The following is an 8002-nucleotide window of genomic DNA, read 5'->3' on the forward strand; positions in this document are numbered from 1 at the left end:
GACCGGTCGGTCGTTGTGCCGGGCATGAACAAGTCGAAGCGCGCCCTCACCGCTCTCGCCCTCCTCGGTTCGGCCTTCGCCGCGACCGCCTCCTCCGCCGGCTCCGCCCACGCCCTCGCGGGCATCGGCGAGGGCCCGGGCGGGCTGATGGCCGCCCCCGCCTTCCTGCTCGCCGACACGGTGGGCGGCGGCAGCATGCCGATCGGCCAGGGGGACCTCGCGAAGCTGGCGGACAAGGCGATGCAGGAGAAGGCGAAGGAGCAGGCCGCCAAGCAGGGCTGAGCGCGGGGAGCACCCGCGGTCGGGCCGGCCGCTACTCCTCCAGCTCCGCCACGCCGGTGATCCGGTGCAGGGCGAACGTCCGGAGCTCGTCGGCATGGTGGTCGAAGGCGGTGACGAAGCCGCCTTCGACCTTGACCGGGTCGATGATCCGCTGGCTGGCGATGCCCTCGGCGTTCAGATAGCCGATCCACATCCGCTCACCGAGCAGGACGGCGGTCTGGAGCGAGGCGAGCGTCTCGGCCGCCGCGGTGCGGGGGAGCCGGCCCGGATCGGGCGCGGGCTCGCGGCGCACGGCGGTGGCGGCGCGGTCGCCGGCCCGGACGGCCTTGACGGCGGCGGCGAGCAGGACGTCGTCGGGTGTGGGCGGTCCGTCCGGGACCGGTGTGGGGGCCGCGCGCGGCGGGGTGCGGTGGCTGTCCGGGCGGGTGATCAGGACGTCGCCCTCGGCGGATTCGGCCGCCGGCGCGTAGCCCATGGTGCGCAGGGTGGCGAGCAGGATGTCGGGCGGGGCCTGGGCGGCCAGCACCGTCGGGGCGAGCAGGCGCAGCCGCAGGTCGGCGGAGCGCCGGTCGGCCAGTACCTCGTTCAGCAGCGCCGGGTCGTCGCAGCGCAGGTACGAGGAGGCGGCGCCGACCCGCAGGATGCCGTGCCGGCGGGCCACGTCGTCGATCAGGTAGCTGAGCGGCTGCGGTACGGGTGTGCGCGAGTGCTGCTCCAGGAAGGCCTGGAGGTCGGCGGCGCCGCGGCCGGCGTCGAGGGCGCGGCGGACCGACTCGGGGGTGAACCGGTAGACGGTGGCGCCGCCCTTGGACTCGATGTCGGCGCAGAGCGCGAGCGCCTGGGCGAGCGGGGTGAGCAGCGGGCCGGGGGCGATCGCGGTGAGGTCCGGCTGGAGGATGACGTGGTCCAGCGGCCGCGGCAGCAGCGGGGCGAGCACCTCGGCCGGATCGGCCTCGGCGGTGAGCAGCGCGCGGGCCGGGGCGGCGAGTGCGCCGCGGCCGGTGATGCCGAGCAGTTCGGCCTCGGCGAGGGTCCAGGTCGTGAGGTCGTCCCGGAGGTCGCGCCCCTGGCCGGGGGGCGCGTGCTGCGCTGCGGCGGTGGGGTGCGCGGCGGCGGTGGGGTGTCCGACGGCGGTGGGCGGCGCGGTGATCGGCCCGCCGCGCAGCGGGCGCTGCCACCGCAGGGTGGGCAGCAGCTCCTCGGCGGTGGCGGGGGTGCCGGGCGGCAGCTCGGCGAGCAGGGCGAGGGCGGCCCGGCGCACGGACGGGGCCAGCGTGCGGTCGAGTTCGGGGCCCAGTGCGGCGCGCGGCTTGCCCTTGCCGTCCGGGCCGCCGGCCAGGGCGGGGACGCGGGTCGCGGCCAGCCAGCTCGCCGCCAGCAGGGCCCAGCGGTCGGCGGTGTCCTGCTGGAGCCAGGTGTCGTACGCCGGGGTGGGGCACCAGCGTTCGTCGGCCTCGCCGTCGGGGGCCAGCAGTCCTGCGGTGTACGCGAGTTCGAGCCAGAACGCGGCCTGCTGCTCGGTGCCCTCCAGCGCCTGGGCGGTGCGCTTGAGATCGCGGACGCCGAGGCCGCCGGCGCGCAGGGTCGGCGGGGGGTTGAGGCCCCAGAGGCCGAGCAGCTCCTCGACGGTCCGGACGGCGGTGTACGCCTGCCCGGCGGCGGCGTTGTCCACAGCCTGGGGATCGCGCCGGGCGCCGGCCGGGGCCGGTTCGGGCTGGACGGGTTCGACCAGGCGGTGGGTACGGCCGCCGCGCAGGTGTAGCGCGAGCTCCCGGGGCAGCACCACGCTGCCGGGACTGCTCGGCAGCAGCAGACCGCGGGCCAGCAGCCACTCCACCGGGCTCTGCGCGTCCTCGGCGGTGACCGGGCGGGTGGCGTCCGGGACGGTGCCGGTGGGCGGGCCCCAGACCAGGCGGTCCAGCAGGCGCAGGGCCGGTTCGGGGGCGGTGGCGAGCAGGGCGTCGCACCGGGCCCGGTCGGTGAGCAGGGCGGCGAGCGCGGCGACGGCGGTGACCGGGTCGGGGGTGGCGGGCTGCCCGGCGGAGACCAGCAGCTGCTGGATCCGGGCCGGGGACATGCCGGCGGTCGCGTCGGCGAGCGTCGGGCCGAGGCCGGTGCGGCCCGGGTTGGCGGCGGTCGGCGCCAGCGCCTCGCGGGCCGCGATGACCAGCCGCAGCCCGTTGTCGGGGCCCCAGAGCAGGGCGCGGTCGCGCAGCGTGGTGAGGGCGCGGGGCAGGGCGGCGGTGACGGCGGCCCGGTCGGCGGTGCTCAGCGGGGTGGCGCCCGGGTGCGGTTTGACCTTGGCGGGACCGGTCAGCAGCGTGCGCACGGTGGCGGGGGAGGCTCCGTCGGGGGCGGCGGCCAGGGCCTCGGCGACCTGGAGGGTGAAGCGGTCCAGCCGCTCCAGGGCACGCAGCGCGGAGGCGCGGGAGGAGAGCCGGGCGGCGAGCTGGGTGAGGTCGCCGGGGACGGGGTTGAGCAGGTCGGGGCGGGACCGGAGCAGGGCGGCGAGGTCGTCGTCCGCGCGGCTGCGGAGCTCCTCGGCGAGGGTGCGGGGGCCGGTGGGCGCTTTGGCGGTGCGTTGGGGGCCCTGCTGTGTGGTCATTCGACCTAGGTTAGTCGCGTCGGGTGTCGGTGGGGATCCGTCGTCGGAGGGTGGTTGTGCCGCCGGCGGGGCGGTCGGCCGACGTGGCCGGAGGGCGGGACGGGCTCGCGTGGGCGGGGGCCGGGTGGGTAGCGTCTCGACCGGCGGGGATCCGCGCGGACCGGCGGCGACCCGCGAGGTTCCGCGAGGTCTTCGGGGACGGCTCGGGCGAGGCGGGGTGCTGGGTGATGGCGGACGGCGAGTGGTGGCGTAAACGCGGGCCGTGGAGCGAGCCGTCGGGCGGCGGTGCGGGCGGCGACGCGCCGGGCGGTGCGCGGGAGGCCGGTGCGGGCGGGGCCGGTGCCGGTGGTCCGGCGGACGAGGACAGCGTGTACGCGGCCGGCGCGCCGGTGGTGCCTTCGCGCCCGTCCTCCCCGCCGTCCGCGCCGCCGCGGCCGAGGGCGCCGGCCGGGCCGGGTGAACCGGGCTCGCCGTGGGTGACGGAGTCGGTCCGGGACGCGCCGGCGGACCCGGACGCCGTGCCGCCGCCGCAGCTGTACGCGTCCGCCGACGCGGGCGGTTGGGATCTGGTGATGCTCAACTTCTCCGACGGCCCGGGGGCGGCGATCAAGTCGATCCCGGAGCAACGGACGGACGACGGGGAGGCGGCGGCGGACGCCGGGACCGAGGCGCCCGCCGAGCCGGCCGACGAGCCAGCCCCGGTCAAGGGCCGCAAGGCCGGCGGCAAGGCGAAGACCGGCGGCCGCGGCCGGGGGAAGGCGCGGCCCGAGCCCGCCGGCAAGCCCCCGAAGCCCTCCGCCGCGGCCGGCCGCCGTCCGTCCCCACTGCTGCTGCTCGCCTCGGTGACGTTGGTCGGTGGCGCCGTCAGCGGCCAGATCCTGGTGATGCTGGTGGGGTGGGCCCTCGGCTACATGTCACGGCAACTGAGCGACCTGACGAGGAAGTTCGCCGTCTTCGGGATCCCGCTGGCGACGATCAGCGGTACCAGCCTCTGGTACTGGGGCCGCGCGCAGGGGCGCTGGGGCGGGGGGCTCCAGCCCGGACAGCCGGCCGGCGAGATCGCCTGGTCGGCCGCCCCCGGCGTGATCCGGCTCGCGGCCGTCCTGTCGGCGCTGTTCCTGCTGGGCATGGCGATGAAGCGGCGTGCGCAGCCGCAGGGTTGAGCCGTTCGGCGTCACGCGGGGGAGCGTCGGCCGGCACTGACGGCGGCGGTGGTGGCGGCGGTGGTGCTCACGGCGGCCGTGGTCCGACCGGGGCGTCAGCCGTCGGCGATGCTGATCCGCCGGCGGAACGTCGCCGTGGCGCCCAGGTGCTGGACGATCCAGGTGGCGACCGTGGCGCGGGTGGCGGTGCCGGCGCCGGGCAGCGGGAGGCCGAAGGAGACGCGCGGGGCGGCCGATGCCGGGCCGTCCTTGAGCATCGGCGCCCGGACCAGCGTCCAGGCGGTGTCGGAGCTGCTCAGGACCGCCTCCATCCGGGCCAGGTCCTGGTGGATCCCCCGGTAGAGCCGGTCGACCACCAGACGTGTCACGACCCTTTGGGCGAAGGGGAGATGGTCGGTCTCCAGCCCGGCCGAGGACATCGCCACGAGGTGCCCGACCCCGCCGGCCCGGGCCGCGGTCACCAACTCCCGCGCGCCGTCCGAGAAGACGGTGGTGGCCGTCCGGCCGGTGGTGCCGAGGGTCGATACCACGGCGTCCTGCCCGGCCAGCGGTTCGAGCAGGGAGCCCGGTCGGCCGACGTCCGCCCGGGCGACGCGCGGGGTGCCGTGCGCGAAGGGCGGTAACCGTTCCGGCGTGCGGGCCACCGCCGTGACGGTGTGTCCGGCGGCCAGGGCGAGGTCGACGACCAGGCGTCCGGTGCGTCCGGTGGCGCCCACCACGGCGAGCTTCATGGAGTCCTCCTCGGAGTCGGGGGTTTCGGGCGGCGGGGTGCGGTGGCCGGCGTGGGTCCGCGGTGCGGGCCGGCCTTGTCATTCAGTCAGACAGACTGTATGACTGAAATCAGTGAACCACAACCTGACCAAAGGAGCGATGGCATATGGGAGTTCGCTACCCCGACCTGGCCGGCAAGGTCGTCGTGATCACCGGCGGGAGTCGCGGCATCGGCGCCGAGACCGCCCGTGCGTTCGCCCGGCAGGGGGCGGCGGTCGCCGTGCTCGGGCGGGACGAGGCCGCCCTGGCCGCCGTCTCCGGGGAGCTGCGCGCGACCGGCGCCGACGCGCTCGGCCTGGCCGCCGACTGCACCGACGCCGCCGCGCTCGCCCGGGCGGCGGCCCGGATCGAGGACGGGCTCGGCCCGGTCGACGTCCTGGCCGCGTTCGCCGGGGGGAACGGCTACCCCGTGCCGACCGTCCGGGAGACCGAGGAGCACTGGCGGGCCGTGCTGGACACCGATCTCACGGCCACCTTCCTCACCGTGCGGGCCTTCCTGCCGGGCCTGGTGGAGCGCGGCGGCGGTTCGGTGGTCACCATGGCGTCCACCGCCGGCCGACTGCCCAGCGGCTCCTCGGCCGCCTACGCCGCCGCCAAGGCGGGGGTGCTGATGTTCACCCGCCACCTCGCCCTGGAGGTGGCGGGTTCGGGGGTGCGGGTCAACGCCCTCGCGCCGGGCGCCGTCCGGACGGAGCGGACGGCCGCGGCCATGCCGCCCGAGGTGCGGGCGGCGGTCGCCGCCGCCCACCCGCTGGGCCGGCTCGGCGAACCGGCGGACATCGCGGCGGCCACGCTCTTCCTGGCCTCCGCCGCGTCCTCGTGGATCACCGGGCAGACGCTGGACGTCAGCGGCGGGCGGGTCATCGTCTGACGGCCCCCGTCGTCCGGCCGCGCCCGTCGTCCGCCGGCTGCCGGCGCCCGGCGGCCCGGCGGCCCGGCCCGTCGGGGATACTGCCTGTTCACGAGGAGCCCGACGGCGGCGTCACCGGCGGCGGGGTGAGCGAGTGGAGGCGAGCGCGATGAGTCCCCGGCCCTACCGGATGGGACAGCGGCAGGCGGACGTGGACGGGACGCGCGCGCGGATCGTCGAGGCCGCGCGGGCCCAGCTGATCGAGAAGGGCACCCTGTCGCCGGACGCGGTGGCCCGGCGGGCCGATGTCGCGCGGGCCACCGTCTACTACCAGTTCGGCTCGAAGACGGGTCTGCTGGAGGCGATCTGCGACGCGCTCGCCGAGCAGGGCGGGATGGCCCGGATCGTCGAGGCCTTCACGCTGCCCGACCCCTGGCCGGCGGTGGACCGCTTCGTCGAGGTCATGGGCGGCTTCTGGGCGGTGGACCGGGTCTGCACCCGCAGGCTGCGCGCGCTGGGCGCCCTGGACGACGAGGTGGGCAGGGTCGTCCGCGAGCGCGACGCCCGGCGCCGGGAGGGCGCCGAGGTGCTCACCGGCCGGATCGACGGTGTGCCCGAGGGCGCGGCGGCGGTGCTGTTCGTGCTCACCGGCTTCGAGACCTACGACGCGCTGGCGGGCGAGACGGTCGGCCCCGACGGTGATCTGCGGGCGGCCGTCCCGGCCGTGACCCGCCTGGTGCGCGCCGCCCTGGGCGGCCCGGCGGCCTGACGGGCCGACCGGTCGGCCCGGCGGGTCAGTCCTGCCCGCGCTCGATCCGCAGGGCGCCGAGCAGCCCGGGGAAGGCCTGCTCGAACTCCTCGCGGCGCAGTGCGTTCATCCGCGAAGTACCCACGTAGTACTGCCGGATGAGCCCGGCCTCGCGCAGGACGTGGAAGTGGTGGGTGGCGGTGGACTTGCTGACCGGCAGGTCGATCGTCCCGCAGGCGAGGTCCTCGGCGGCGGCGTCCAGCTCGGCGACGATCCGGCGGCGGACCGGGTCGACCACGGCCTCCAGGACCTGTTGAAGGCTGATCTCCCGGAGGTCCGGGTGCGGCGGGGTGCGGTCCCGCTGTCCGTTGCGCTGCGTCGTCACCATCGTTGTCCCTGCCTCTCGCTGTCATGGTACGGCAGCCATCAAAGTACGACAGTCGTCGAAGTTTGACAGCTGACGTACTTTCCTATTCAGTGGGTGCGGCGGCGCGCACCCCGCGCCGCCGTCACCGATCGGAAGGGGGCGATGCGCGATGGCCAGGACGGTGCGGTTCCACGAGCACGGCGGTCCGGAGGTGCTGCGGCTGGAGGACGTGGCGGTCGCCGCCCCCGGTCCCGGCGAACTGCTGGTCCGGGTGGACGCGATCGGGATCAACCGGGCCGAGGTGCTGTTCCGCGCCGGCACCTACATCGAAGCCCCCCGGCGGTTCCCCGCAGGGCTCGGCGCCGAGGCGGCGGGCGTGGTCGAGTCCGTCGGGGCCGGGGTGACCGGGTTCGCGCCGGGGCAGCCGGTCAGCGTGGTGCCCGCGTTCTCGATGAACGACTACCCCGTCTACGCCGAACGCGCGATCGTCCCCGCCGCGGCGGTGCTGCACCGGCCCGCCGGGCTCGGCGCCGTCGAGGGCGCGGCGGCCTGGATGCCGTACGTGACGGCCTACGGCGCGCTGGTGGAGGTCGGCGGCCTGCGGGCGGGGGACACCGTCGTGCTGACCGCCGCCTCCAGCAGCGTGGGCCTGGCCGCGATCCAGATCGCCCACCGGGTGGGGGCGGTGCCGATCGCCACCACCCGGACCGCGGCCAAGCGGGAGGCGCTGCTCAAGGCCGGGGCGGCCGAGGTGATCGTCACCGAGGAGGAGGGCGTCTCCGAGCGGGTCCTGGCCCTGACCGGCGGCCGGGGAGCCGAGTTCGTCTTCGACGCCGTCGCCGGCCCCGGTGTGGTCGACCTCGCCCGGGCGGTCGCCCCCGGCGGCACGCTGCTGCTCTACGGCGGGCTGAGCGGCGGGCCGACCCCGTACCCGGGGTTCGAACTCGGCATGCCCGCACTGAACATGCGCACCTACACGATCCACGAGATCACGCGTGACGCGGAGCGGCTGCGCCGGGCGGAGGCCTTCGTCACCTCCGGCCTGCGCGGCGGCTCCTTCACCCCGGTGGTGGACCGCGTCTTCGGCCTCGACGAGATCGCCGAGGCGCACCGCCACATGGAGTCCGGCACCCAGCTCGGCAAGATCGTGGTCACCGTCGACCACTGAGCGGCCACGGCGCCCGACGGCCCCCCCGCGCGAAGGAGCGCGGGGGCC

At 76.7% G+C, this 8002-nt stretch carries 8 protein-coding genes; 5 read left to right on the plus strand and 3 right to left on the minus strand.

Annotation, left to right across the window (positions count from 1 at the left end; genetic code table 11):
• Nucleotides 1-24 precede the first annotated feature (24 nt).
• Nucleotides 25-282 (plus strand): hypothetical protein, encoded by a 258-nt coding sequence (locus tag ACFXHB_RS20190; protein ID WP_380575941.1) that lies wholly within the window; start codon nt 25-27, stop codon nt 280-282.
• A 31-nt stretch (nt 283-313) separates the two neighbouring features.
• Here ACFXHB_RS20190 and ACFXHB_RS20195 read toward each other — a convergent pair whose 3' ends face one another.
• The gene (locus ACFXHB_RS20195) at nt 314-2887 is read right to left on the minus strand and encodes a helicase-associated domain-containing protein (protein ID WP_380575942.1); all 2574 of its coding nucleotides are present in this window, start codon (nt 2885-2887) and stop codon (nt 314-316) included.
• A 227-nt stretch (nt 2888-3114) separates the two neighbouring features.
• Here ACFXHB_RS20195 and ACFXHB_RS20200 point away from each other — a divergent pair, with 227 nt between their 5' ends.
• On the plus strand, nt 3115-4050 hold the full coding sequence (locus tag ACFXHB_RS20200) for a hypothetical protein (protein ID WP_380575943.1): 936 nt from the start codon (nt 3115-3117) through the stop codon (nt 4048-4050).
• 95 nt (nt 4051-4145) lie between these two features.
• On the opposite strand, the gene ACFXHB_RS20205 is transcribed toward ACFXHB_RS20200, so the two are convergent.
• Nucleotides 4146-4781 carry an NAD(P)-dependent oxidoreductase gene (locus tag ACFXHB_RS20205; RefSeq protein WP_380575944.1) on the minus strand — a complete coding sequence of 212 codons (636 nt, stop codon included), beginning with the start codon at nt 4779-4781 and terminating at the stop codon, nt 4146-4148.
• A gap of 146 nt (nt 4782-4927) precedes the next feature.
• On the opposite strand from ACFXHB_RS20205, the gene ACFXHB_RS20210 reads away from it, so the two are divergent.
• Together ACFXHB_RS20210 and ACFXHB_RS20215 are read left to right on the plus strand one after the other, a co-directional pair.
• Entirely contained in the window at nt 4928-5692 is a 765-nt protein-coding gene (locus ACFXHB_RS20210) for an SDR family NAD(P)-dependent oxidoreductase (protein ID WP_380575945.1), read from the plus strand.
• Between the two features lie 148 nt (nt 5693-5840).
• Nucleotides 5841-6440 (plus strand): TetR/AcrR family transcriptional regulator, encoded by a 600-nt coding sequence (locus ACFXHB_RS20215; RefSeq protein ID WP_380575946.1) that lies wholly within the window; start codon nt 5841-5843, stop codon nt 6438-6440.
• A gap of 25 nt (nt 6441-6465) precedes the next feature.
• Here the strand turns inward: ACFXHB_RS20215 and ACFXHB_RS20220 are convergent, their stop codons facing one another.
• Nucleotides 6466-6807, minus strand: coding sequence for an ArsR/SmtB family transcription factor (locus tag ACFXHB_RS20220; protein ID WP_380575947.1), 342 nt, complete (start codon nt 6805-6807; stop codon nt 6466-6468).
• A gap of 148 nt (nt 6808-6955) precedes the next feature.
• Here ACFXHB_RS20220 and ACFXHB_RS20225 point away from each other — a divergent pair, with 148 nt between their 5' ends.
• On the plus strand, nt 6956-7954 hold the full coding sequence (locus tag ACFXHB_RS20225) for a zinc-dependent alcohol dehydrogenase family protein (RefSeq protein ID WP_380575948.1): 999 nt from the start codon (nt 6956-6958) through the stop codon (nt 7952-7954).
• Nucleotides 7955-8002: the final 48 nt, after the last annotated feature.

Source organism: Kitasatospora sp. NPDC059327, from assembly GCF_042752535.1.
Classification (GTDB): domain Bacteria; phylum Actinomycetota; class Actinomycetes; order Streptomycetales; family Streptomycetaceae; genus Kitasatospora.

Coding starts and splice junctions, on each gene's coding strand:
- ACFXHB_RS20215 (WP_380575946.1), top strand. CDS start 5,841: ATGAGTCCCCGGCCCTACCGGATGGGACAGCGGCAGGCGGACGTGGAC.
- ACFXHB_RS20205 (WP_380575944.1), bottom strand. CDS start 4,781: ATGAAGCTCGCCGTGGTGGGCGCCACCGGACGCACCGGACGCCTGGTC.
- ACFXHB_RS20190 (WP_380575941.1), top strand. CDS start 25: ATGAACAAGTCGAAGCGCGCCCTCACCGCTCTCGCCCTCCTCGGTTCG.
- ACFXHB_RS20195 (WP_380575942.1), bottom strand. CDS start 2,887: ATGACCACACAGCAGGGCCCCCAACGCACCGCCAAAGCGCCCACCGGC.
- ACFXHB_RS20220 (WP_380575947.1), bottom strand. CDS start 6,807: ATGGTGACGACGCAGCGCAACGGACAGCGGGACCGCACCCCGCCGCAC.
- ACFXHB_RS20210 (WP_380575945.1), top strand. CDS start 4,928: ATGGGAGTTCGCTACCCCGACCTGGCCGGCAAGGTCGTCGTGATCACC.
- ACFXHB_RS20200 (WP_380575943.1), top strand. CDS start 3,115: ATGGCGGACGGCGAGTGGTGGCGTAAACGCGGGCCGTGGAGCGAGCCG.
- ACFXHB_RS20225 (WP_380575948.1), top strand. CDS start 6,956: ATGGCCAGGACGGTGCGGTTCCACGAGCACGGCGGTCCGGAGGTGCTG.